Source organism: Pseudomonas sp. B21-009, assembly GCF_024749345.1.
In the GTDB taxonomy this organism is placed as follows: Bacteria; Pseudomonadota; Gammaproteobacteria; order Pseudomonadales; family Pseudomonadaceae; genus Aquipseudomonas.
The window spans coordinates 1,989,319-2,013,137 of sequence record NZ_CP087199.1 but is presented as its reverse complement, the minus strand read 5'-3'; the positions used below and the strand labels follow the sequence as shown (position 1 = coordinate 2,013,137).

Below are 23,819 nucleotides of genomic sequence, written 5' to 3'. Positions count from 1 at the left end.
GGTTCTCGCCCGCCTACCCTGCAAGGTAGAATGGACAAAACCGGGAGTTTCAATGAACCACACCAGTCTCAGCGACGCCGAACACGATGCCATCACCGATGCCGCCGCACAGTGGTGCCTGCGCCTGCAAGCTGAAGACTGTACCGCCGCCGAGCGACGCGCGTTCGAGCAATGGCTGAAAGCCCACCCGCTGCACCTGCAGGAATACCAGGCGATGGTCGAGATCTGGCAAACCGCCGATCACTTGCCACGCAGTTTCCCGGACAACGTCGTAGCGCTGCCTCGACCGCAGCGCAGCCAATGGCAACGGTTGGCCAGCGCCGCAGCCATCGCCCTGGTCGCCCTGCCAGCCGGCGCCTGGATCGGATGGGAACAAGGCTGGCTGCCCAATAGCTACCAGTCGTTGGAGACCGGCGAGCGGGTCAATCGCGTAGTGCTCAGTGATGGCAGTGAAGTCGAACTCAACCTCAATACCGAACTGCGCTTCACCAACTACAAGGATGAGCGCCGGGTAACCCTGGTCAGGGGCGAGGCGTTCTTCAAGGTCCGTCACGACAGCCAGCACCCGTTCGTGGTGCACGCGGCCAATGGCTGGACGCGGGTCACCGGCACCCAGTTCAACGTGTGGAAGTATGATGACCAGGTCAAAGTCACCCTGGTCGAAGGCTCGGTGCTGGTCAGCAGTGACGGCAACGCCAGCGACAGCAGCTATCGCCTTGGCCCGGGCATGCAGGCCAGCTACAAGGCCGGCGACTATGAGCCACGTCTGGACCAGACCGCCAACCAGGACAACAGCCTGGCCTGGCGTACGGGCAAGCTGATCCTCGACAACCAGAGCCTGGCCCAGGCCCTGCCGATGATCAACCGTTACCTGGAAAAACCGCTGCTGCTGGCCGATACCGGTACCGGCAGCATCCGCATCAGCGGCATCTACAACACCAGCGAGATCAAGCGCCTGGTCAGCACCCTGCCCAAGGTGCTGCCGGTGTACCTGACCCAGAACAAGAACGGCAACATGGTGCTCAACCGCATCTCGCCGCCGCCCGCCAAAGGCTGAGCCTTGCGCTCAGCCCTCGCCCTGCCCTAGAGCATCATCGCCGCCAGCCAACCGAACGCCAGCAACGGCAGGTTGTAGTGGATGAAAGTCGGTACCACAGTGTCCCAGATATGATGATGCTGGCCGTCGACGTTCAGCCCCGAGGTCGGCCCCAGGGTCGAGTCCGAGGCAGGTGATCCGGCATCGCCCAGAGCACCGGCGGTACCGACGATGCACACGGTGGCCACAGGATCAAAGCCCAGCTGTACGCACAGCGGCACGAAGATCGCTGCCAGGATCGGCACGGTGGAGAACGACGAGCCGATGCCCATGGTCACCAGCAGGCCCACCAGCAGCATCAGCAGTGCGCCGACGCCCTTGCTGTGGTTGATCCAGGACGCCGAAGTCTCGACCAGGGTCTTGACCTCACCGGTGGCTTTCATCACCTCGGCAAAGCCCGAGGCGGCAATCATGATGAAGCCGATCATGGCCATCATCTTCATGCCTTCGGTAAACAGGTCGTCGGTGTCTTTCCAGCGCACGATGCCCGACACCGAGAAGATCAGAAAACCGGCCATGGCACCGATAATCATCGAGTCCAGCCACAGCTGGATGATGAACGCTGCAGCAATGGCAACGCCCGCTACCAGCAGGGTCAGCGGGTTGTAGCTGACCGCCACCTGCTCGACCTGTTCGATTTTCTCCAGGTTGTACACACGCTTTTTGCGGTAGCTGATGAACACCGCCACCAGCAAGCCGAAGAGCATGCCCGCAGCCGGGATGGCCATGGCATGGGTAACGTTGACGCCGCTGACATCCACACCGCTGCGGCTGACGTTGGCCAGAAGGATTTCATTGAGGAAGATATTGCCGAAACCCACTGGCAGGAACATGTACGGGGTGATCAGGCCGAAGGTCATCACACAGGCCACCAGGCGCCGGTCGATCTGCAGCTTGGTCAGCACGTACAGCAGGGGCGGCACCAGCAACGGAATGAAGGCAATGTGGATGGGCAGGATGTTCTGCGAGGAAATCGCCACCACCAGCAGCAGGCCGATCAGTAACCACTTGACCTTGCCGCCTTCGCCATGGCCTTGGCGATCGACCATGGCCAGGGCGCGGTCGGCCAGGGCGTGGGCCATGCCCGACTTGGCGATGGCCACGGCGAAGGCTCCAAGCAAGGCGTACGACAACGCCACCGTAGCACCGCCACCCAGCCCGCCATTGAACGCCTTGAGCGTGCCTTCGATGCCCAGGCCACCCACCAGGCCACCGGCCAGGGCGCCGATGATCAGGGCAATCACCACATGCACACGGGACAGGCTCAATATCAGCATGATGCCGACCGCGGCAATTACTGCATTCATTCTGTAACCTCTAGAAACCAGACAAAAAGCGACCGATCCGGCGACAGACTGCCCGTGAGCAGTGGCCGAACGACAGGTATTTTTATGGGAGGGCGCACACTTTGAAGCAGCCCCCCGCACTTGTCAAAAAAAGGCCTTGGCGACCTGCGACAACGTGTCGCTTGAATAGACGAAAACGACGCATTTCAATTGAACGTTTGAATAAAGAAAACGGCATCGCGGCCGACATAGTCGGCAGCCTCAATCTTTCAGGATCAAAGGACTTCGCCATGTCGTTCAGACAACTTTCCATTCAGTGGAAGATCACCCTGCTGGCCGGCCTGTGCCTGGCCGGCATCGTCACCCTGCTGGTGGGACTCTCGCTGTATCGCATGGAGCACAGCACGCAACTGGTCAAGGCCAGCAGCATGCAGATGCTCACCGAAGCGGCCCAGGGGCGCATTGAATCCCAGGGTGAAGTCCAGGCACTGAACATCCGTCGCCAGTTCATGGACGCCTACCAGTACGGCGCCGGCTTCTCGCGCCAGGTGCTGTTTTTGCGCGAGCAGGCCGAAAAACGCTTCCTCGATGCCTTCGACCTGCGCGAAGACATGACCCGCCAGGTGCGCGCGGCCCTGCAGGCCAACCCCGAGCTGCTCGGCCTGTCGCTGGTGTTCGAGCCCAACGCGCTGGACAACAAGGACGCGTTGTTCGTCGACCAGAAAGACCTGGGCAGCAACGAGAAAGGCCGCTTCGCCCTGTACTGGTCGCAACCGACCCCGGGCCAGCTGACCTCGATGGCGCTGCCCGAACGCGACATGAATGACACCAGCATCGGCCCCAGCGGCGAGCCGGCCAACACCTGGTCGGTGTGCCCGCGCACCACCGGCAAGGTCTGTGTGATCGAGCCCTACTTCTATGAGATCAACGGCCAGCAGGTGCTGATGACCAGCATCGTGTTCCCGCTGAAGGCGGCCGACAAAGTCATCGCCACCCTGTCCATCGACATCAATCTCAACAGCCTGCAGGCCATGAGCCAACAGGCCAGCCGCAACCTGTACCAGGGCCAGACCCAGGTCGGCATCCTCAGCCCCGTGGGCCTGCTGGCCGGCTACAGCCCGGACGCCAGCAAGCTGGCCCAGCGCTTTGACCAGGTCGACAGCGAAAAAGGCGCCGAACTGATCCGCCTGCTCGGCGACAGCACGCCGCTGCACAGCATCCACCATAACCAGCGCCTGAAAGTGCTGGCCTCGTTTGCGCCAATACCTGGCGGCAAGCCCTGGGGCGTGCTACTCGACGTGCCGGAAAGCGCCCTGACCGGCCCGGCCGAAGCCCTCAAGCAAGAGCTCGACCAGCGCAACACCAGCGGCACCCTGATGGAATTGGGCCTGGGCCTGCTGGCGGCCATCGTCGGCTTGTTGCTGATCTGGTTGATGGCGCGCACCGTGACCCGGCCGATCCTTGGCGTGGCGGCGATGCTCAAGGACATCGCCAGCGGCGAAGGCGACCTGACCCGGCGCCTGACTTACGACAAGCGCGACGAACTGGGCGAACTGGCCGGCTGGTTCAACCGTTTTCTCGACAAGCTGCAACCGACCATTGCCGAGGTCAAGCGCTCGGTCCAGGCCGCCCGCGATACCGCCGACCAGTCTTCGGCCATCGCCACCCAGACCAGCGCCGGCATGGAGCAGCAGTATCGCCAGGTCGACCAGGTGGCCACCGCTTCCCATGAGATGAGCGCCACCGCCCAGGACGTCGCCCGCAGCGCTGCGCAAGCCGCCCAGGCCGCCCGCGACGCCGACCAGGCGACCCGCCAGGGCCTGGCGGTGATCGACCGTACCACCAGCAGCATCGACACCCTGGCTGCCGACATGAGCACCGCCATGAGCCAGGTCGAAGGCCTGGCCGAGAACAGCGAGAAGATCGGTTCGGTGCTGGAAGTGATTCGCTCGATCGCCGAGCAGACCAACCTGCTGGCCCTCAACGCCGCCATCGAGGCCGCGCGTGCCGGTGAAGCCGGCCGTGGTTTTGCCGTGGTTGCCGACGAGGTGCGCAACCTGGCGCGCCGGACCCAGGAGTCGGTAGAAGAAACCCGCCAGGTCATCGAACAGCTGCAAGCCGGTACCCGCGACGTGGTCGGCGCCATGGACAGCAGCCATCGCCAGGCCCAGGGCAGCGTCGAACAGGTCGGCCAGGCAGTCACCGCCCTGCAGCAGATCGGCAATGCGGTCACGGTGATCAGCGACATGAACCTGCAGATCGCCAGCGCCGCCGAAGAACAGAGCGCGGTGGCCGAAGAAATCAACAGCAACGTGGCGACCATTCGTGATGTCACCGAATCGCTGTCGGAACAGGCCAACGAAGCGGCGCGGGTCAGCCAGTCGCTCAACAGCCTGGCCAACCAGCAGCAGGGGCTGATGGATCAGTTCCGGGTGTGAAAACTTCACGGGGCAAGCCTGCTCCTATTCATCTGTAGGAGTAGGCTTGCCCCGCGATCGGTCTACTACACTTGCCGGACTCCCTACCCTGCGAGCGAGGCACAATGAAGCCGATCACTACCCTGCTGGCCAGCGCTCTCCTTGCGCTGGCCCTGATACCCTCCAGCCACGCCGCCGACAACTCCACGCCTATCCACTTCGCTGATATCACCTGGGAAAGCGGCAGCCTCACCACCGAAATCCTGCGGCTGATTGTCGAGAAAGGCTACGGCTACCCCACCGACACCCTGCCCGGCAGCACCGTGAGCATGGAGGTGGCGCTGGCGCGCAACGACATCCAGGTCATCGGTGAAGAATGGGCCGGCCGCAGCCCGGCCTGGATCAAGGCCGAGCAGGCCGGCCAGGTGTTCAGCATCGGCGATACGGTGAAGAACGCCGATGAGGGCTGGTATGTGCCGGCCTACGTGATCAAGAACCGGGCACCAAAGCTGCGCTCGGTGACCGACCTCAAGCAGTACAAGGCAGTGTTCAAGGACCCTGAGTCCGCGGACAAGGGCCGCTTCCTCAACAGCCCCAGCGGCTGGACCTCCGAGACCGTCAACAGCCAGAAACTCAAGGCCTACGGGCTGGACCAGGACTACGTGAACTTTCGCAGTGGCTCGGGCGCGGCGCTCGATGCTGAAATCACCTCGGCGATCCGCCGCGGCAAGCCTGTGTTGTTCTACTACTGGAGCCCTACCCCGCTGATGGGCCGCTACGATCTGGTGCGCCTGGAAGAACCCGCCTTCGATGCCCAAGCCTGGACGACCCTGACCGATGCCAGCAACCCCAACCCACAAGGCACGCGCTCACTGCCGGCAAAATTGTCGATTGGTGTTTCGGCGCCATTCAAAAAGGACTATCCCGAACTGGTCGAGTTCTTCGCCAAGGTCGACCTGCCCATCGATACCCTGAACAAGACCCTGGCGCAGATGAGCGAAAAGCGCGAGTCACCCAAGGATGCCGCGCTCAGGTTCATGCGCGATAACTCGCAGATCTGGAAAGCCTGGCTACCCGACGAAGTGGCGAGTAAGGTCGAGGCAAGCCTGTGAGTGGAGGCTTTCCTGAAGCGCTGCACTACTCCTTTGCCGATGCCGTTAACCGTTTTGTCGATTGGTTGGTGCTGGCTTACGGCGACCAGCTGCGCAACGTTTCCGATGGCTTGCTGCAGGTGCTGGTCGGCCTCGAGAACCTGCTGCGCCTGGCGCCCTGGTGGCTGTTGCTGGTGATTGTCGCGCTGATGACCTGGCACGCCAGCCGCAGCATCACCCGCGCCCTGGTGCTCAGCGGCCTGTTGTTTCTGATCGGCGTGGTCGGCCTGTGGGACAAGCTCCTGCAGACCTGCGCACTGGTGCTGGTGAGCACCGGCCTGTGCGTGTTGATCGGCATCCCGGTCGGCATCCTCCTGGCCAGCCGACCGTTGGCGCGCAAGCTGCTGATGCCGGTGCTCGATGTCATGCAAACGCTGCCCAGCTTCGTCTACCTGATCCCGGTGCTGATGCTGTTCGGCCTGGGCAAGGTACCGGCGATCTTCGCCACCTTGATCTACGCCCTGCCGCCGTTGATCCGCCTGACCGAACTGGGCCTGAGCCAGATCGACCCGAGCCTGACCCAGGCGGCCCACGGCCTGGGCGCCAGTCGCTGGCAGCGGCTGCGGCGGGTGCAACTGCCGCTGGCGCTGCCGAGCATCATGGCCGGGCTCAACCAGTCGGTGATGATGGCGCTGTCGATGGTGGTGGTCGCCTCGATGATTGGCGCGCGCGGCTTGGGCGAGGATGTGCTGGCAGGAATTCAGACGCTCAATGTCGGCAAGGGTGTGGAGGCCGGGTTGGCGATTGTGGCGCTGGCGATGGTGATCGACCGGATCAGTCAGGCGTACGGGCAACCGCGGCGGGGCTAGCGATGCTATCTGACCCTGCGCGGCAGCTCGATGCTGACCCGCAAGCCACCCAGCGGACTCTCAAGCAGACGCATCTGCCCGCCCCAGGCTTCGACGATATCGCGCACGATGCCCAGGCCCAGGCCGTGGCCATCGACCTGCTCGTCAAGCCGGGTACCGCGCTCAAGCACTTGTTCACGAGCCGCCTGCGGAATGCCGGGGCCGTCATCATCGATCCACAGGCAATAGCGTTGCGGCTGTTCTTCGATGCTCAACTGCACCTCGCTGTCGGCCCATTTGCAGGCATTGTCCAGCAGGTTACCCAGCAGTTCGAGCAGGTCTTCGCGGTCCCAGGGCAGGAGCAAACCGGGCGGCACCTGCTTGCTCAACTCCAGGCCTTCGCCATGGATCATGCCCAGGGTCGACAGCAGCCCGGGCAGCTCGGCATCGCAATCAAACTGCGCGCCCGGCAACGCATCGCCAGCCAGCCGCGCGCGATTGAGCTCACGGCTCAGGCGCTGCTGGATCTGCTCGAGCTGGTCGCGCAACTGGGCACGGACTTGCGGCAGGTCTTTGAGGCGTTCGCTGGAGGCCAGGCTGAGCAGCACCGCCAACGGTGTCTTCAGCGCATGCCCAAGGTTGCCCAGGGCATTGCGTGAACGACGCAGGCTGTCTTCGGTGTGGGCCAGCAGGTGGTTGATCTGTGCGACCAGGGGCTCAAGCTCGGTAGGCACCTGGGTATCGAGCTGCGAACGCTGGCCTTGCTGCAGCTGGGCGATCTGTTCGCGGGCTCGCTCCAGCGGCCGCAACGAGCGGGTCACGGTGATGCGTTGCAGTACCAGGATCAACAACAGTGCGACCAGGCCCAGCCCCAGGCCAATCTGCTGCATGCGCCTGAAGCCATCGCGCACCGGGGTATAGTCCTGGGCCACACTGATGGAAATCGCCTGGCCCAGGCGCCGGTAATCGGCACGCAGCACCAGCAGTTGCTGGCCTTCCGGCCCCAGCTCCAGGCCGGCGTGCAGCCCCGGGGTTTGCGGCGCCGGCATGTCCATGTCCCACAACGAACGCGAGCGCCAGTTACCGCCGTCAAAATCGATGCGAAAGTAATAGCCGGAAAACGGCCGCTTATAGGCCGAGGAAATCCGCCGTTCATCCAGTTCAAGGCCGGTCTGGCCGCGTACCAGGGCCACCAGCAGGTTTTCGCTCTCCTTGCGCAGACCGGTCTCCAGGTAGCGCTGCAGGCCAGCCTCGAACAGCCACAGGCTGATCTGCGCCAGGGCCAGCCCGACCAGCACCAGTACCGCAATCAGGCCAAGGCTCAGGCGTGCCTGAATCGACTTCACTCGCAGCTCCCGGCATAGCGATAACCCTGGCCACGGCGGGTTTCGATCACGCTACGGCCGAGCTTGCGGCGCAGGTGATTGACGTGCACTTCGAGAACGTTGGAATCGCGCTCGGTCTCACCGTCGTAGAGGTGTTCGGCGAGGTGGCTTTTCGACAGGATCTGTTGCGGGTGCAACATGAAGTAGCGCAACAGGCGAAACTCGGCAGCGGTGAGCTGGATGTCGACGCCGGCGCGGGTGACGCACTGGCGGCCTTCGTCCAGCTGCAGGCCGGCGGCTTCAAGGGTCGGCTGGTTGGCCAGGCCGCGGGCACGGCGTAGCAGCGACTGGATGCGCAGCTGCAGCTCTTCTGGATGAAACGGCTTGCTCAGGTAATCATCGGCACCGGCCTTGAGCCCCTCGATACGCTCGGCCCACGAGCCGCGCGCGGTGAGGATCAGCACCGGTGTCACCAGCCCCGATGCCCGCCACTGGGCCAGCACCTCAAGCCCCGGCAAGCCAGGCAAGCCGAGGTCGAGAATAATCAGGTCATAGGGTTCGCTGCTGCCCTGGTAGACCGCATCCCTGCCGTCGGCCAGCCAGTCGAGCGCATAGCCCTGGCGTTGCAGGCTATGGGTCAGTTCATCCGCCAGCGGCACGTTGTCCTCGACCAGTAACAGGCGCATCAGTCATCTTCCTCGTCTTTGAGCAGCGCTCCATTGGTAGCGTCGAGCTTGATCTCGCGTACCACGCCTTCAGGGGTCAGCAATTCGACCTCGTACTCATACCTGTCGTGTTTCTCTTCCAGCTCCGCCTCCAGCAGTTTCGCCCCGGGGTAACGCCCCAGGGCGGACTGCAGCAGTTGCTCAAGCGGCAGGATCACGCCCTGCTGACGCAATTGCAGGGCTTCATCCTGATCGAGGTCGCGGGCCGAAGCCAGCGAGCAGAGGGCCAACAGCGCGATGAGAAGTGTCTGTGCTGTTCGCGATCGAACGGTCATTAGTTATCCCGGGCATCCTTGAGGATTTCACCGGTCTTGGCATCCATGTCGACATCCCACTCGACATTCTGAGCGTCACGCAGTTCGACCTTGTAGATGTAGCGGCCGTACTCGTCTTCCAGCTCGGAATCGGTGACGGTTGCGCCTGGGTGCTTGGCTACTGCGGCGGCCTTGAGTTCGTCCAGAGACTTGATGGTCTTGGCGTTGACCAGTTTTACGACCTCGTCAGGCTGTACATCTTTAGCCATTGCAACGTTGGCGCTCAGGGCAAGGGCAGCAGTGGCGAACAGGGCAGTCAAAGTTTTCATGGTGTCTCTCCGTTGAGATCAAAAATGTTTCTACGGGGCCTAGAGTACCCAACCGAACTTAATTGAAGCTGAAAACAACTGGCGACATGATAGCGCAGCCCTGCCCCACTTCCGGAGCGCTGTTCTTTATAATTACCGGCTCAAGACAGCGAGGCCCGTATGAGTGCAATCCATATCAAGTACCCGGCGCTGACGCTCAAGGCCGGCAATCGCGCCTTGCAGCGCATCCGCGAGCGTGGATTACAGGCTGCCGATGTGGGTGTGCTGCCGGGTGCAGCTGGGGGGCCCAAGGCCCTCGGCATACAAGGCCTGGACCTGGCGTTGTTCGGCCATTGGTTGCCCAGCGCACCTCGTGAGCGGGCGTTGATCGGCGCATCCATCGGCTCCTGGCGCTTTGCCAGCGCCTGCTTGCCCAACCCCGCCCAGGCCCTGCAGCGCCTGGGCCAGCTGTACACCGAACAGGACTTTGCCAAGGGCGTGACCCAGGCCGAAGTCAGCCGCAGCTGCGAGCGCATGCTCGATGAACTGCTCGAAAACCGCGACGCACAGATACTCGCAAGCCCGGGCTACCGCCTTAACATCATGGTGGTCAAAAGCCATGGCCTGCTTGCTGACGATCACCGCGCGCGCCTGGGCATGGGCTTGTCATCGGTCATCGCTGACAACCTGATTGGCCGTGCACGCCTGTCGCGGCACTTCGAGCGAATCATCTTGCACGACGCCCGCAGCGCTCCGCCATTGCAGCCACTGACGGACTTCCCCTCGCGCTGCCTGCCACTGGATGTTGCCAATTTGCGCCATGGCCTGCTGGCCTCGGGGTCGATCCCGATGGTCATGCAAGGCGTACGTGATATTCCGGGTGTCGGTCAGGGGACCTATCGAGATGGTGGCTTGCTGGACTATCACCTCGACTTGCCCTACTCCGGCGACGACCTGGTGCTCTATCCGCACTTCACCGACAAGGTCATCCCCGGCTGGTTCGACAAGGCCCTGCCGTGGCGCCGTGGGGATACCCAGCGCTTGCGCAATGTGCTGCTGCTAGCGCCTTCGCCGCAGTACCTGGCCAGCCTGCCCTACGGCAAGCTGCCGGATCGTAGCGATTTCAAGCGCTTCATGGGCGATGCGGGCAGCCGTCAGCGTTATTGGCACAAGGCAATGGCTGAAAGCCAGCGACTGGGCGACGAGCTGCTCGAACTGATAGAAACCGGCAAGCTGCACGCGCATCTGCAACCACTGAAGTAACCATGCTGGTAAACTGGCAGCCAGCATTGGTTTACAGAGTCAAGATATCGTGGAAATTTTCAAAGAGTTTACGTTCGAATCGGCCCACCGCCTGCCCCACGTGCCTGAAGGGCACAAGTGCGGTCGCCTGCATGGCCATTCGTTCAAGGTTGCCCTGCACCTGACCGGCCCGCTCGATCCACATACCGGCTGGATCCGCGACTTCTCCGAGATCAAGGCGATCTTCAAGCCGCTGTACGAACAACTGGACCATAACTACCTGAACGACATTCCTGGCCTGGAGAATCCGACCAGCGAAGTGATCGCCAAGTGGATCTGGGACCAGGTCAAGCCGCTGCTGCCAGAGCTGTCCAAGGTGCGCATTCACGAGACCTGCACCAGTGGTTGCGAGTACTACGGCGACTGAGTCGGCGAAGGAAGCGAACAAACCACCCTGCGGGGTGGTTTTTTTTGGCAGGCATTTTATCCAGCTGGGCGCTGAAAAGACAAAACCCCTACCTGCATATGCAGATAGGGGTTTCGGAATTTAATCTTGACGATGACCTACTCTCACATGGGGAAACCCCACACTACCATCGGCGATGCATCGTTTCACTGCTGAGTTCGGGATGGGATCAGGTGGTTCCAATGCTCTATGGTCGTCAAGAAATTCTGTTGCCAGAAGGTCTTGTTTAAGACACTCCAGCGAATCGGGTATGTGATGTTTGTGAGTTACAAATCTTCGGCTGTGCAGTCTTCACAACACCGCAATCTGGCTTTCGCTCAAATTGCTTGGGTGTTATATGGTCAAGCCTCACGGGCAATTAGTATTGGTTAGCTCAACGCCTCACAGCGCTTACACACCCAACCTATCAACGTCGTAGTCTTCGACGGCCCTTCAGGGAGCTCAAGGCTCCAGTGAGATCTCATCTTGAGGCAAGTTTCCCGCTTAGATGCTTTCAGCGGTTATCTCTTCCGAACATAGCTACCCGGCAATGCCACTGGCGTGACAACCGGAACACCAGAGGTTCGTCCACTCCGGTCCTCTCGTACTAGGAGCAGCCCCTCTCAAATCTCAAACGTCCACGGCAGATAGGGACCGAACTGTCTCACGACGTTCTAAACCCAGCTCGCGTACCACTTTAAATGGCGAACAGCCATACCCTTGGGACCGGCTTCAGCCCCAGGATGTGATGAGCCGACATCGAGGTGCCAAACACCGCCGTCGATATGAACTCTTGGGCGGTATCAGCCTGTTATCCCCGGAGTACCTTTTATCCGTTGAGCGATGGCCCTTCCATACAGAACCACCGGATCACTAAGACCTACTTTCGTACCTGCTCGACGTGTCTGTCTCGCAGTCAAGCGCGCTTTTGCCTTTATACTCTACGACCGATTTCCGACCGGTCTGAGCGCACCTTCGTACTCCTCCGTTACTCTTTAGGAGGAGACCGCCCCAGTCAAACTACCCACCATACACTGTCCTCGATCCGGATAACGGACCTGAGTTAGAACCTCAAAGTTGCCAGGGTGGTATTTCAAGGATGGCTCCACGCGAACTGGCGTCCACGCTTCAAAGCCTCCCACCTATCCTACACAAGCAAATTCAAAGTCCAGTGCAAAGCTATAGTAAAGGTTCACGGGGTCTTTCCGTCTAGCCGCGGATACACTGCATCTTCACAGCGATTTCAATTTCACTGAGTCTCGGGTGGAGACAGCGCCGCCATCGTTACGCCATTCGTGCAGGTCGGAACTTACCCGACAAGGAATTTCGCTACCTTAGGACCGTTATAGTTACGGCCGCCGTTTACCGGGGCTTCGATCAAGAGCTTCGCGTTAGCTAACCCCATCAATTAACCTTCCGGCACCGGGCAGGCGTCACACCCTATACGTCCACTTTCGTGTTTGCAGAGTGCTGTGTTTTTAATAAACAGTCGCAGCGGCCTGGTATCTTCGACCGGCATGGGCTTACGGAGCAAGTCCTTCACCCTCACCGGCGCACCTTCTCCCGAAGTTACGGTGCCATTTTGCCTAGTTCCTTCACCCGAGTTCTCTCAAGCGCCTTGGTATTCTCTACCCAACCACCTGTGTCGGTTTGGGGTACGGTTCCTGGTTATCTGAAGCTTAGAAGCTTTTCTTGGAAGCATGGCATCAACCACTTCGTCGCCTAATGGCAACTCGTCATCAGCTCTCGGCCTTAAGATCCCGGATTTACCTAAGATCTCAGCCTACCACCTTAAACTTGGACTACCAACGCCAAGCTGGCCTAGCCTTCTCCGTCCCTCCATCGCAATAACCAGAAGTACAGGAATATTAACCTGTTTTCCATCGACTACGCTTTTCAGCCTCGCCTTAGGGACCGACTAACCCTGCGTCGATTAACGTTGCGCAGGAAACCTTGGTCTTTCGGCGTGGGAGTTTTTCACTCCCATTGTCGTTACTCATGTCAGCATTCGCACTTCTGATACCTCCAGCAAGCTTCTCAACTCACCTTCACAGGCTTACAGAACGCTCCTCTACCGCATCACCTAAGTGATACCCGTAGCTTCGGTGTATGGTTTGAGCCCCGTTACATCTTCCGCGCAGGCCGACTCGACTAGTGAGCTATTACGCTTTCTTTAAAGGGTGGCTGCTTCTAAGCCAACCTCCTAGCTGTCTAAGCCTTCCCACATCGTTTCCCACTTAACCATAACTTTGGGACCTTAGCTGACGGTCTGGGTTGTTTCCCTTTTCACGACGGACGTTAGCACCCGCCGTGTGTCTCCCATGCTCGGCACTTGTAGGTATTCGGAGTTTGCATCGGTTTGGTAAGTCGGGATGACCCCCTAGCCGAAACAGTGCTCTACCCCCTACAGTGATACATGAGGCGCTACCTAAATAGCTTTCGAGGAGAACCAGCTATCTCCGAGCTTGATTAGCCTTTCACTCCGATCCACAGGTCATCCGCTAACTTTTCAACGGTAGTCGGTTCGGTCCTCCAGTCAGTGTTACCTAACCTTCAACCTGCCCATGGATAGATCGCCCGGTTTCGGGTCTATACCCAGCGACTAAACGCCCTATTAAGACTCGCTTTCGCTACGCCTCCCCTATTCGGTTAAGCTCGCCACTGAATATAAGTCGCTGACCCATTATACAAAAGGTACGCAGTCACCTAACAAAGTAGGCTCCCACTGCTTGTACGCATACGGTTTCAGGATCTATTTCACTCCCCTCTCCGGGGTTCTTTTCGCCTTTCCCTCACGGTACTGGTTCACTATCGGTCAGTCAGTAGTATTTAGCCTTGGAGGATGGTCCCCCCATATTCAGACAAAGTTTCTCGTGCTCCGTCCTACTCGATTTCATGACTAAGAGATTTTCGCGTACAGGGCTATCACCCACTATGGCCGCACTTTCCAGAGCGTTCCGCTAATCTCAAAGCCACTTAAGGGCTAGTCCCCGTTCGCTCGCCACTACTAAGGGAATCTCGGTTGATTTCTTTTCCTCAGGGTACTTAGATGTTTCAGTTCCCCTGGTTCGCCTCTTGCACCTATGTATTCAGTACAAGATACTCAGCTTATGCTGAGTGGGTTCCCCCATTCAGAGATCTCCGGATCAAAGTCTGTTTGCCGACTCCCCGAAGCTTATCGCAGGCTACCACGTCTTTCATCGCCTCTGACTGCCAAGGCATCCACCGTATGCGCTTCTTCACTTGACCATATAACCCCAAGCAATCTGGTTATACTGTGAAGACAACATTCGCCGAAAACTTGTAATTACTCACAAATTTTACCTTAGCCTGAACACACACCAGTGAAAGTGCTGTCCAGTCTATCTTTCTATCACATACCCAAATTTTTAAAGAACGATTCTGAAAAAGTTCAGAAATCAATATTCGAGGCGAATATTCATTTCTAAGCTTTGACGTAAGGGTGGTGGAGCCAAGCGGGATCGAACCGCTGACCTCCTGCGTGCAAGGCAGGCGCTCTCCCAGCTGAGCTATGGCCCCGTATGCTACAGCTGCACCACAGTAATTGGTGGGTCTGGGCAGATTCGAACTGCCGACCTCACCCTTATCAGGGGTGCGCTCTAACCAACTGAGCTACAGACCCAATCGTCTTCTTCAATGAATCAAGCAATTCGTGTGGGAGCTCATAAGACAGCTGATGTCTGTCGATTAAGGAGGTGATCCAGCCGCAGGTTCCCCTACGGCTACCTTGTTACGACTTCACCCCAGTCATGAATCACACCGTGGTAACCGTCCTCCCGAAGGTTAGACTAGCTACTTCTGGTGCAACCCACTCCCATGGTGTGACGGGCGGTGTGTACAAGGCCCGGGAACGTATTCACCGCGACATTCTGATTCGCGATTACTAGCGATTCCGACTTCACGCAGTCGAGTTGCAGACTGCGATCCGGACTACGATCGGTTTTGTGAGATTAGCTCCACCTCGCGGCTTGGCAACCCTCTGTACCGACCATTGTAGCACGTGTGTAGCCCAGGCCGTAAGGGCCATGATGACTTGACGTCATCCCCACCTTCCTCCGGTTTGTCACCGGCAGTCTCCTTAGAGTGCCCACCATAACGTGCTGGTAACTAAGGACAAGGGTTGCGCTCGTTACGGGACTTAACCCAACATCTCACGACACGAGCTGACGACAGCCATGCAGCACCTGTGTCAGAGTTCCCGAAGGCACCAATCCATCTCTGGAAAGTTCTCTGCATGTCAAGGCCTGGTAAGGTTCTTCGCGTTGCTTCGAATTAAACCACATGCTCCACCGCTTGTGCGGGCCCCCGTCAATTCATTTGAGTTTTAACCTTGCGGCCGTACTCCCCAGGCGGTCAACTTAATGCGTTAGCTGCGCCACTAAAATCTCAAGGATTCCAACGGCTAGTTGACATCGTTTACGGCGTGGACTACCAGGGTATCTAATCCTGTTTGCTCCCCACGCTTTCGCACCTCAGTGTCAGTATGAGCCCAGGTGGTCGCCTTCGCCACTGGTGTTCCTTCCTATATCTACGCATTTCACCGCTACACAGGAAATTCCACCACCCTCTGCCCTACTCTAGCTCGCCAGTTTTGGATGCAGTTCCCAGGTTGAGCCCGGGGATTTCACATCCAACTTAACGAACCACCTACGCGCGCTTTACGCCCAGTAATTCCGATTAACGCTTGCACCCTCTGTATTACCGCGGCTGCTGGCACAGAGTTAGCCGGTGCTTATTCTGTCGGTAACGTCAAAATACTCACGTATTAGGTAAGTACCCTTCCTCCCAACTTAAAGTGCTTTACAATCCGAAGACCTTCTTCACACACGCGGCATGGCTGGATCAGGCTTTCGCCCATTGTCCAATATTCCCCACTGCTGCCTCCCGTAGGAGTCTGGACCGTGTCTCAGTTCCAGTGTGACTGATCATCCTCTCAGACCAGTTACGGATCGTCGCCTTGGTGAGCCATTACCTCACCAACTAGCTAATCCGACCTAGGCTCATCTGATAGCGCAAGGCCCGAAGGTCCCCTGCTTTCTCCCGTAGGACGTATGCGGTATTAGCGTTCCTTTCGAAACGTTGTCCCCCACTACCAGGCAGATTCCTAGGTATTACTCACCCGTCCGCCGCTGAATCGAAGAGCAAGCTCCTCTCATCCGCTCGACTTGCATGTGTTAGGCCTGCCGCCAGCGTTCAATCTGAGCCATGATCAAACTCTTCAGTTCAATACTGCTTGGGTTTTGAGAAAACCCTAAACTTGGCTCAGCAACCTCAAATGACTTACTTTCAAATCTTTCGATTTTCGTGTAGCCACTTGTGATGCTGATAATCTTTTTGACTATCAGTCTGAGCTCACAAGCACCCACACGAATTGCTTGATTCAGTTGTTAAAGAGCGGTTGGTTAAGAGGTTTTCGCCTCAACCGAGGCGCGCATTCTACGCTTTCCTCAGAGCCCGTCAAGCGTTTATTTTGAAGTTTTTCGTTTCACTTCAAACACTTGACTCACTGCGATCTCTCGTCAACGGGAGGCGAATTCTACAGCGTTTCAAACCGCTGTCAACTGCCTTTTTCACCGCTGCCGATCTTTCGATCGAAGCCCTTCCGGATCACCCTGGAACCGCTAACCCTTTGAAATTCAAGGAGTTTTCAGTTCCGACTGCGCCGGAAGTGGGGCGAATTATAGAGAGATTAAATCGGACGTCAAGGGTTAATTCAGAAAACCCCGAACAAAAGAATAATGAGCAGTATATTGCTCATTTTTGGGCCTTTGCGCATCATAGTCTGCCCGCGCTAGTACCTATATAAGGAATGCCTTCCCGCAATGAATAGCCAACCCCGCAGCCTGGCCGCCACTCTCTTCCCTATTGGCTTGCTGCTGATCGCCATGGCCTCGATCCAGTCCGGGGCCTCGCTGGCCAAGAGCATGTTCCCGGTAGTGGGCGCACAAGGCACCACCACCCTGCGCCTGATCTTTGCCAGCATCATCATGTTGTTGCTGCTGCGCCCCTGGCGCGCCAGGCTCAGTGCCAGCACCCTGCGAACCGTGATCATCTACGGTATGGCCCTGGGCGGGATGAATTTCCTCTTCTATATGTCGCTGCGCACCGTGCCACTGGGCATTGCCGTCGCCTTGGAGTTTACCGGCCCGCTAGCCGTCGCCCTGTACGCGTCGCGACGGGTCGTGGATTTTCTCTGGATCGGCCTGGCGGTAATTGGTTTGCTGCTGTTGATTCCGATCGGCCAGACCAGCGCCGGCATCGATCTGGTTGGCGCAGGCTACGCTCTCGGCGCCGGCGTGTGCTGGGCGCTGTACATTCTATATGGGCAAAAGGCCGGTGCCGAGAACGGCATCCAGACCGCCGCCCTGGGCGTGATGATTGCCGCGCTGTTCGTCGCCCCCATCGGCATTGCTCATGCCGGTAGCGCGCTGCTCACCCCATCACTGCTGCCTATCGCCCTGGGCGTTGCGATACTCTCCACAGCCCTGCCCTACAGCCTGGAGATGGTCGCCCTGACGCGCATGCCTGCCCGGACGTTCGGCACCTTGATGAGCATCGAACCCGCGTTCGGCGCACTGTCAGGCTTGCTGTTCCTGGGTGAAGTGCTGACCGTAGCGCAATGGCTGGCTATCGCTGCAATTATTACGGCCTCTGTCGGCGCCACTCTGTCACTGCGCAAGGAGCGCCCGGCGCTGGTTGCCGCCGACTGATTTGAGAAATATTTGCATTTAAATAGACGCTGGTCATTGTGCCGGACTTCCACCATCTTTAAGCTGTCATATAACGTCAACCTTAAAGATATCTAATTGACAAGACAGGGACGCGAAGAGGCATCAGGGACGAAGCACGGGAAATTAGACACGGGCGGTAGACCCGGTACGCATTAAGGACAGGAATGAAACGAATTTTGCTCATCCTAGCCATTTTGGCCATCGCGGGGTGTGCGGCGACGGCGAGCACCGAAGTCAAACGAGGCAAGAAAGGCCTGCACATCAACTGCTCTGGCCTGTCTTCATCTTGGGACAAATGCTACGCCAAGGCCGAAGCCTCCTGCGGCAGCAAAGGCTATAAAGTCATTGCCCGTTCAGGTGACGGCGATGCCGAGCCCGGTGACTATCCTTTTGGCCTCAACCCTGCTGGCTACACCAGCCGCAGCATGATCGTCATCTGCAAGTAAGCTGATCAAAAAACAAGGGCAGCCCACAGGCTGCCCTTGCTGTCACTGCCGTCTAGATATCAGATCGATTCCGTACGAACCTGCAACCAACGCAACGCAGGCCCCTCCAACAATGGCGAAAGGCGCTTGCGTACCTCTGCGTGATAGCCATTGAGCCAGTCACGCTCCTCACTACTCAATCGCTGCGTCAGCAGGCAGCGGGTATCGATCGGACACAGCGTCAGGGTTTCAAACTCGAGAAAGTCGCCAAACGCGCTTTTGCCCACCTCACGGTTGAACACCAGGTTCTCGATACGCACGCCCCACTCGCCGGGACGATAGGTACCGGGCTCGATCGAGGTGATCATTCCCGCCTGCATGGCGGTCTGTGGCGCGGCGGCGGCCTGATAGGCAATCACCTGCGGCCCTTCATGCACATTCATGAAATAGCCGACACCATGCCCTGTGCCATGACCGTAGTCGACCTGCTCAGCCCAGATGGGCGCACGGGCTATGGCATCGAGCAGTGGCGACAGGATGCCGCGAGGGAAACGCGCGCGGGACAATGCAATGACACCTTTGAGTACCCGGGTGCAGTCCTGTTTTTGTTCAACAGAGGGGTTGCCTATCGGCACCATCCGGGTGATGTCGGTAGTCCCGCCCAGGTACTGTCCGCCGGAATCGATCAGCAACAGACCATCGCCTTCAATGCGCGCGTGGGATTCGTCGGTTGCCCGGTAATGCGGCATGGCGCCATTGGCATTGAAGGCGGCGATGGTCGAGAAGCTCAGCGAGACGAACCCCGGGCGACGTGCACGCGAAGCACTGAGCTGTTCATCCACGCTTAGCTCGGTGATCGGCTCGCCGCGCCCCTGGGCCGCCTCGAACCAGGCGAAGAATTCGCACAGCGCCGCGCCATCTTGCTCCATGGCCTTGCGGATATGTGCAAGGTCGGCTGCGCTTTTCTGCGACTTGGCCAGCGTGGTCGGGTTCAACCCTTCTACCAGGCGAACGCCATTGGCGGCATTGGCCAACAGGCCACTGGTAACTCGCGCCGGGTCGATCAGCAGGCTGGCGCCAGCGGGAATCGCGGCCAGTGCCGAGGCAACCTCGGCATAGTCGCGCAAACTGATGCCGTCGACTTCCAGCACATGACGCAAATGTTCGTCGACCTTGTTCAGGGCGACGAACAGGGTGGCCTGACCTTGGCTGATCAAGGCAAAGGAGACGAACACCGGATTGTAGGAAACGTCACTGCCGCGCAGGTTGAACAGCCAGGCGATGTCGTCCAGAGTGGCGATGAAGTGCCAGTCGGCGCCGCGCTCGCCCATGGCCTGACGCAGATTGGCCAGCTTTTCGGCACGACTGACCGTGGCTTCGGGTGGCAGGTGCTGGTACACCGGGTTTTCCGGCAGCGCCGGGCGGTCAGCCCAGATTTGCCCGAGCAGATCCTTGTCACTTAGCAAACGCACGTTGCGCGCCTTGAGCCGCTCGCCCAGCTGGCGTGCAGATGCCAGGGCCATGACCGCGCCGTCAACCGCAACCACGCCGCCTTCAGGTGCCTGCTCGGCCAGCCAGTCCAGCGGACCGGGCTTGCCTGGCTGCAGCTTGACCAGCTCAATGGTAGTGCCCGCCAGCTCCTTTTCCGCCTGTTCCCAATAGCGGCTGTCCGCCCACAGGCCGGCGAAGTCGGCGCTGACGATCAAGGTGCCGACCGAGCCCTGGAACCCTGACAACCATTGCCTGGCCTGCCAATAACCGGGCAGGTATTCGGAAAGGTGCGGGTCGGCCGACGGCACCAACAGGGCATCGACGCCTTCGCGCTGCATCACTTCACGAATACGTTCCAGGCGCGTATTCACCGCTTCCTGCGTTGAAGACTGAGTGTTCATGCTGACTCCTGCTACCACGGCATCCATTGTTATAGGCGCTGATAATGGAACAGGCTTCAGCCCTGGGCAACCGCCCAGATGGGTTGTGATTGTAACGAGGCCTTGATCGCCCCGATTGCCTGGTCGATATCCTCTGCCCGGGTGTAGCGGCCCAGGCTCAGGCGAAGGGTCTGGCGCGCGTCCTGCGGCTCGAGCCCCAGCGCAAGGAGTACGTGGGACGCTGCATTGCTCGCCGAATTGCAGGCTGAGGTCGAAGAAAATGCCAAGGTCTGGGCCAACGTCGAAAAATCGGGAACGTCAGCGCCGAAGGTAAGACTCAGGGTATGCGCGATGCGTTGCCCGGCACTGCCGTTGAGCCTCACCCCGGGTACGCTCAGCAACTGATCGAGCAAGCGCTGCTGCAGATGAGCGATGCGCCGGGTTTCGTCTTCAAGCAGCGCCAGGGCCACGGCAAACGCCTCGCCCATGCCGACGATCTGGTGCGTTGCCAGCGTCCCGGAGCGCAGCCCGCCTTCGTGCCCGCCGCCGTGGATCTGTGCTTGTAGCAAGGGCCTGGCGCGCTCTCCTACATACAAGGCGCCGATGCCTTTGGGCCCATAGACCTTGTGCGCGGAAAAGGACATCAGATCGACCGGCCAGCGGGCCAGGTCGATCGGCAGCTTGCCCGCCCCTTGCGCCGCATCCACATGCAGCAAGGCGCCATGCTGGCGCACCACCTCGGCCAGCGCCGGGATATCGTTGACGGTGCCCAGTTCGTTGTTCACCAGCATCAGTGAAACCAGGAAGGTATCTTCGCGCAGGGCTGCGCGCAGCGCTTCGGTCGTGATCAAACCCTGGGCGTCGGGCGCGAGCAAGGTCAGCTCGAATCCGTTTTGCTCAAGCTGGCGAACGGTATCGAGCACCGCCTTGTGTTCGATCTGGCTGGTAATGATGTGACCACCCTGGCGCCCCTGGGCGAGGCCCTTGAGCGCCAGGTTGTTCGATTCGGTCGCCCCCGAGGTCCAGACGATCTGCGGGGCCTGCGCACCCACCAGCCCGGCAACCTGGGCACGGGCATTCTCCACGGCCGTGCGCGCGTTCTGCCCGTAGCAATGGGAGCTGGAGGCCGGATTGCCAAAATTGCCCGAGGCGCCCAGACAGCTGACCATGGCCTGGATGACTCGCTCGTCGACCGGTGTCGTGGCGGCGTAGTCGAAATACAGCGGAAGATCGTTCATGACAGCAGGCTCTCTGGTTGTCGTCGCCGTGCAAAGCAGACGTTGCCTAAATCCATGTAGGGAAAGTGCAACGCCATAGTGCATTAGCCACTAATAGAACTATAAATTATTAATTTTTATATTTATATAACCTAAAAACCATCCTTCAGTCACTCGCCCTGAACTTCTGCCCCTAAAGGACTTCACATTCAGTACAGCCCGGCAAGGGAGGACCTGCCCATGCTCCGATCAACAGACCGCAAGCAAGGCGTGGTGCTGCTGGATACCCGTCAAAGTACACCCGAACACGAACACAGCGTGCACCTCAAGCTCGCCGAACGGCTGGCGCAGTTGTTCGACACCGAGGTGGTCAGCCCTGCCCAGCCGCCGACGGCAAACCAGAACTTCTACTACCTGCCCACTGAAACCTTGATCGGTGCCGAACGCTATCGGGCAATGGGCATTGGCGCGCCGACCGATCTGTTTGGCGGCCTGGTCAGCCAGCCGTTTATGGCCACCAAGGCAATTTCCCACCCGCTTGCGGCCGATGCGCGTTTTCCGCTGGGCTGGAGCAATGATTTCGCCCGCCTGGCCCAGGATGCACTGCTTCGTGGCTACAGCGTCTTTAGCCTCGACGATGCCCTGCGCGCCGCACAATTGCTATTGCGCGAGGGGCCCCTGCGCCTCAAGCCGGTGCGCGCCACCGCAGGCCGCGGGCAATGCGTGATCGACAACATGAAAGGCCTGGAGCAGGCACTGGGCGCAATGGATGAGCAGGAAATAACCCTCTGGGGCCTGACCCTGGAAGAGAACCTCAGCCAGGTGCAGACCTTCAGCGTCGGCCAGGCCCTGGTCGCGGGCATCCTCTGCAGCTACTACGGCACTCAGCAATTGACCCGCGACCATGAGGGCGAGGAGATCTACGGCGGTTCCGACCTGGTGCTGGTGCGCGGTGACTACGACGACCTGCTGCAACTGCAACTGGAAGATCACTTGCGCCTGGCCATTACCCAGGCCAGGACCTACGAACAGGCCGCGCTGCAAAGCTTCCCTGGGTTTATTGCCTCACGGCGCAACTATGACGTGGCACGCGGCCTTAACAGCCAGGGCAAGCTGCGCAGCGGCGTACTCGAACAATCCTGGCGCATCGGTGGCGCCAGTAGTGCCGAGGTGTTGGCGTTGCAGGCGTTTGCCGCTGACCCGGCGCTGATGCGCGTGCGCGCCTCCACCCATGAAGTCTTCGACGCGCCAGAGTTGCCCGCCGATGCGACGATTTTCTATCAGGGGGACGACAGTGAACTCGGACGACTCTGCAAATACGCACGGATCCGCGACTATGACCATCCATAGCGAAGCGATCGAGATCCCGGTCGATGGCGAGAGCATCGCCGGAACCATCGTCAGCCCCAGTGCCAAGGTGCCCGCCATCCTCTTTGTGCACGGCTGGGGTGGCAGCCAGCAACGCGACCTGGCCAGGGCCAAGCAGATCACCGGCCTTGGCTGCGTGTGCATGACCTTCGACCTGCGTGGCCACGAGAAGACCGAAAGCCAGCGCCTGAGCGTTACCCGCGAGCAGAACCTCGCCGACCTGGTTGGCGCCTACGATCGGCTGGTCAGTCATCCGGCAGTCGACAGCAGCGCCATCGCCCTGATCGGCAGCAGCTACGGCGGCTACCTGGCGACCTTGCTGACAGCCTTGCGCCCGGTCAAATGGCTGGCATTAAGGGTGCCGGCGCTGTACTGGGATGAGGAATGGGAGCTGCCCAAACAAGCCCTCGACCGCCAGCGTCTGAGCGACTACCGCCAGCGCCCGCTCGCGCCGGCAGACAACCGTGCTCTGGGCGCCTGCGCCGAGTTTGCCGGCGATGTGCTGCTGGTGGAGTCGGAACAGGACGACTTCGTGCCACACAGCACCTTGATGAGTTACCGCTCAGCCTTCGTCAGTGCCCATTCGCTGACCCACCGGATCGTCGACGGCGCCGACCACGCGCTGTCCAGCGACCGCAGCCAGAAGGCCTACAGCTCTATTCTCAGTGCCTGGATCAGCGAAATGGTCATTGGCGCGCGACTTGACCGCTACCCGCATCATTCACCCTGGTACTCCTGAGCCCATAGGCAGTTGGCAGTGCAGCCCGTGCTCGGCTGTACGCGCCAGGCTGCTGAGGGTCTGGAAGGCATTGAAGTTGACGCTTCTGGCCTGGTGCTGGCGAATCAGTTGCAGGAACGGCTCCTGCTCGAAACTGCTGACAGCAGCCTCCCAGGCAGTACGCGACCGCCACTGCAGGTATTGCAATACCCGGCTGCCATCATCGCTGGCCTGGATACTGGCAGCGACCAGACCGTTGTGCTGCACGGCAAGGTACTCACTGCGCAGCACCAGCGCCTGGGCAAGCGCGTGTTGACGATCCGGCGCCACCTCGAACTCGATCATCTGGGTAAAACACAGGCTGTTGTCTGAAACCAGCATGAAGCTACTCCCTCTGCCTTTGCACTTGCGGTGCGATGGCAGGCAGGGTA

18 protein-coding genes, 2 tRNA genes, 3 rRNA genes and 1 pseudogene are annotated in these 23,819 nt (G+C 59.6%); 11 read left to right on the top strand and 13 right to left on the bottom strand.

Features of this window, described 5'->3' with window-relative positions:
- Positions 1-52 precede the first annotated feature (52 nt).
- Positions 53-1,057 carry a FecR family protein gene (locus LOY34_RS09255; protein WP_045201346.1) on the top strand — a complete coding sequence of 335 codons (1,005 nt, stop codon included), beginning with the start codon at positions 53-55 and terminating at the stop codon, positions 1,055-1,057.
- Positions 1,058-1,083: 26 nt separating this feature from the next.
- Here LOY34_RS09255 and LOY34_RS09250 read toward each other — a convergent pair whose 3' ends face one another.
- Positions 1,084-2,403, bottom strand: a complete 1,320-nt coding sequence (locus LOY34_RS09250) for a Na+/H+ antiporter family protein (protein WP_045201345.1) — start codon at positions 2,401-2,403, stop codon at positions 1,084-1,086.
- 269 nt (positions 2,404-2,672) lie between these two features.
- Between LOY34_RS09250 and LOY34_RS27495 the strand changes: the two are divergent.
- The 4 genes and pseudogenes from LOY34_RS27495 to LOY34_RS09235 all read left to right on the top strand — a co-directional run.
- Positions 2,673-3,962: pseudogene (locus LOY34_RS27495) on the top strand (HAMP domain-containing protein); the annotation flags it as partial.
- Positions 3,963-4,064: 102 nt separating this feature from the next.
- Entirely contained in the window at positions 4,065-4,820 is a 756-nt protein-coding gene (locus LOY34_RS27490) for a methyl-accepting chemotaxis protein (RefSeq protein WP_408980912.1), read from the top strand.
- A gap of 104 nt (positions 4,821-4,924) precedes the next feature.
- Complete coding sequence (locus LOY34_RS09240; protein WP_195883483.1) at positions 4,925-5,911, top strand: ABC transporter substrate-binding protein; 987 nt, start codon at positions 4,925-4,927, stop codon at positions 5,909-5,911.
- On the top strand, positions 5,908-6,759 hold the full coding sequence (locus LOY34_RS09235; protein WP_195883482.1) for a proline/glycine betaine ABC transporter permease: 852 nt from the start codon (positions 5,908-5,910) through the stop codon (positions 6,757-6,759). The genes LOY34_RS09240 and LOY34_RS09235 overlap by 4 nt, the downstream gene beginning before the upstream one ends.
- A gap of 5 nt (positions 6,760-6,764) precedes the next feature.
- Here the strand turns inward: LOY34_RS09235 and LOY34_RS09230 are convergent, their stop codons facing one another.
- Genes LOY34_RS09230 through LOY34_RS09215 form a run of 4 tightly spaced genes read right to left on the bottom strand, consistent with a single transcriptional unit; the run spans position 6,765 to position 9,371 of the window.
- Positions 6,765-8,084: a sensor histidine kinase gene (locus LOY34_RS09230; RefSeq protein WP_093385059.1), complete on the bottom strand. Its 1,320-nt coding sequence runs from the start codon at positions 8,082-8,084 to the stop codon at positions 6,765-6,767.
- Complete coding sequence (locus LOY34_RS09225; RefSeq protein ID WP_195883481.1) at positions 8,081-8,749, bottom strand: response regulator transcription factor; 669 nt, start codon at positions 8,747-8,749, stop codon at positions 8,081-8,083. Before LOY34_RS09225 ends, LOY34_RS09230 begins: the two co-directional genes overlap by 4 nt.
- Positions 8,749-9,063, bottom strand: a complete 315-nt coding sequence (locus LOY34_RS09220; RefSeq protein WP_093385064.1) for a PepSY domain-containing protein — start codon at positions 9,061-9,063, stop codon at positions 8,749-8,751. The genes LOY34_RS09225 and LOY34_RS09220 overlap by 1 nt, the downstream gene beginning before the upstream one ends.
- Entirely contained in the window at positions 9,063-9,371 is a 309-nt protein-coding gene (locus LOY34_RS09215; protein ID WP_093385069.1) for a PepSY domain-containing protein, read from the bottom strand. Before LOY34_RS09215 ends, LOY34_RS09220 begins: the two co-directional genes overlap by 1 nt.
- A 159-nt stretch (positions 9,372-9,530) precedes the next feature.
- Here LOY34_RS09215 and LOY34_RS09210 point away from each other — a divergent pair, with 159 nt between their 5' ends.
- Together LOY34_RS09210 and queD are read left to right on the top strand one after the other, a co-directional pair.
- Positions 9,531-10,613 (top strand): patatin-like phospholipase family protein, encoded by a 1,083-nt coding sequence (locus tag LOY34_RS09210; RefSeq protein ID WP_123567372.1) that lies wholly within the window; start codon positions 9,531-9,533, stop codon positions 10,611-10,613.
- A 49-nt stretch (positions 10,614-10,662) separates the two neighbouring features.
- Positions 10,663-11,019: a 6-carboxytetrahydropterin synthase QueD gene (gene queD / locus LOY34_RS09205; RefSeq protein WP_010226613.1), complete on the top strand. Its 357-nt coding sequence runs from the start codon at positions 10,663-10,665 to the stop codon at positions 11,017-11,019.
- A 124-nt stretch (positions 11,020-11,143) separates the two neighbouring features.
- On the opposite strand, the gene rrf is transcribed toward queD, so the two are convergent.
- The 5 genes from rrf to LOY34_RS09180 all read right to left on the bottom strand — a co-directional run bounded on the left by rrf (position 11,144) and on the right by LOY34_RS09180 (position 16,283).
- Positions 11,144-11,259, bottom strand: a 5S ribosomal RNA gene (gene rrf, locus LOY34_RS09200).
- Positions 11,260-11,395: 136 nt separating this feature from the next.
- Positions 11,396-14,286, bottom strand: a 23S ribosomal RNA gene (locus tag LOY34_RS09195).
- Positions 14,287-14,501: 215 nt separating this feature from the next.
- Positions 14,502-14,577 (bottom strand) — tRNA-Ala (locus LOY34_RS09190).
- A 26-nt stretch (positions 14,578-14,603) separates the two neighbouring features.
- Positions 14,604-14,680 (bottom strand) — tRNA-Ile (locus LOY34_RS09185).
- Between the two features lie 66 nt (positions 14,681-14,746).
- Positions 14,747-16,283, bottom strand: a 16S ribosomal RNA gene (locus LOY34_RS09180).
- Together the 16S, 23S and 5S rRNA genes with 2 tRNA genes alongside form the textbook arrangement of a ribosomal RNA operon.
- A 597-nt stretch (positions 16,284-16,880) precedes the next feature.
- Here LOY34_RS09180 and rhtA point away from each other — a divergent pair.
- Both rhtA and LOY34_RS09170 read left to right on the top strand, forming a co-directional pair.
- On the top strand, positions 16,881-17,768 hold the full coding sequence (gene rhtA / locus LOY34_RS09175) for a threonine/homoserine exporter RhtA (RefSeq protein WP_045202035.1): 888 nt from the start codon (positions 16,881-16,883) through the stop codon (positions 17,766-17,768).
- Between the two features lie 185 nt (positions 17,769-17,953).
- A complete protein-coding gene (locus tag LOY34_RS09170; RefSeq protein ID WP_045202036.1) occupies positions 17,954-18,235 on the top strand; it encodes a hypothetical protein in 282 nt (93 codons plus the stop codon).
- A gap of 59 nt (positions 18,236-18,294) precedes the next feature.
- Here LOY34_RS09170 and LOY34_RS09165 read toward each other — a convergent pair whose 3' ends face one another.
- Together LOY34_RS09165 and LOY34_RS09160 are read right to left on the bottom strand one after the other, a co-directional pair.
- Entirely contained in the window at positions 18,295-20,106 is a 1,812-nt protein-coding gene (locus LOY34_RS09165) for an aminopeptidase P family protein (protein WP_195883480.1), read from the bottom strand.
- Positions 20,107-20,162: 56 nt separating this feature from the next.
- Positions 20,163-21,323, bottom strand: coding sequence for a cysteine desulfurase family protein (locus tag LOY34_RS09160; protein WP_258664624.1), 1,161 nt, complete (start codon positions 21,321-21,323; stop codon positions 20,163-20,165).
- Positions 21,324-21,542: 219 nt separating this feature from the next.
- On the opposite strand from LOY34_RS09160, the gene LOY34_RS09155 reads away from it, so the two are divergent.
- Together LOY34_RS09155 and LOY34_RS09150 are read left to right on the top strand one after the other, a co-directional pair.
- Positions 21,543-22,652, top strand: coding sequence for a DUF3182 family protein (locus tag LOY34_RS09155; RefSeq protein WP_258664622.1), 1,110 nt, complete (start codon positions 21,543-21,545; stop codon positions 22,650-22,652).
- Complete coding sequence (locus LOY34_RS09150) at positions 22,639-23,409, top strand: S9 family peptidase (protein ID WP_195883477.1); 771 nt, start codon at positions 22,639-22,641, stop codon at positions 23,407-23,409. The genes LOY34_RS09155 and LOY34_RS09150 overlap by 14 nt, the downstream gene beginning before the upstream one ends.
- Here the strand turns inward: LOY34_RS09150 and LOY34_RS09145 are convergent.
- Positions 23,392-23,769 carry an antibiotic biosynthesis monooxygenase gene (locus LOY34_RS09145; RefSeq protein WP_123568370.1) on the bottom strand — a complete coding sequence of 126 codons (378 nt, stop codon included), beginning with the start codon at positions 23,767-23,769 and terminating at the stop codon, positions 23,392-23,394. The two genes, LOY34_RS09150 and LOY34_RS09145, sit on opposite strands and share 18 nt — an antisense overlap.
- Positions 23,770-23,819: the final 50 nt, after the last annotated feature.

Coding starts and splice junctions, on each gene's coding strand:
- LOY34_RS09255 (WP_045201346.1), top strand. CDS start 53: ATGAACCACACCAGTCTCAGCGACGCCGAACACGATGCCATCACCGAT.
- LOY34_RS09250 (WP_045201345.1), bottom strand. CDS start 2,403: ATGAATGCAGTAATTGCCGCGGTCGGCATCATGCTGATATTGAGCCTG.
- LOY34_RS27490 (WP_408980912.1), top strand. CDS start 4,065: ATGGAGCAGCAGTATCGCCAGGTCGACCAGGTGGCCACCGCTTCCCAT.
- LOY34_RS09240 (WP_195883483.1), top strand. CDS start 4,925: ATGAAGCCGATCACTACCCTGCTGGCCAGCGCTCTCCTTGCGCTGGCC.
- LOY34_RS09225 (WP_195883481.1), bottom strand. CDS start 8,749: ATGCGCCTGTTACTGGTCGAGGACAACGTGCCGCTGGCGGATGAACTG.
- LOY34_RS09220 (WP_093385064.1), bottom strand. CDS start 9,063: ATGACCGTTCGATCGCGAACAGCACAGACACTTCTCATCGCGCTGTTG.
- LOY34_RS09215 (WP_093385069.1), bottom strand. CDS start 9,371: ATGAAAACTTTGACTGCCCTGTTCGCCACTGCTGCCCTTGCCCTGAGC.
- LOY34_RS09210 (WP_123567372.1), top strand. CDS start 9,531: ATGAGTGCAATCCATATCAAGTACCCGGCGCTGACGCTCAAGGCCGGC.
- rhtA (WP_045202035.1), top strand. CDS start 16,881: ATGAATAGCCAACCCCGCAGCCTGGCCGCCACTCTCTTCCCTATTGGC.
- LOY34_RS09170 (WP_045202036.1), top strand. CDS start 17,954: ATGAAACGAATTTTGCTCATCCTAGCCATTTTGGCCATCGCGGGGTGT.
- LOY34_RS09165 (WP_195883480.1), bottom strand. CDS start 20,106: ATGAACACTCAGTCTTCAACGCAGGAAGCGGTGAATACGCGCCTGGAA.
- LOY34_RS09160 (WP_258664624.1), bottom strand. CDS start 21,323: ATGAACGATCTTCCGCTGTATTTCGACTACGCCGCCACGACACCGGTC.
- LOY34_RS09155 (WP_258664622.1), top strand. CDS start 21,543: ATGCTCCGATCAACAGACCGCAAGCAAGGCGTGGTGCTGCTGGATACC.
- LOY34_RS09150 (WP_195883477.1), top strand. CDS start 22,639: ATGACCATCCATAGCGAAGCGATCGAGATCCCGGTCGATGGCGAGAGC.
- LOY34_RS09145 (WP_123568370.1), bottom strand. CDS start 23,769: ATGCTGGTTTCAGACAACAGCCTGTGTTTTACCCAGATGATCGAGTTC.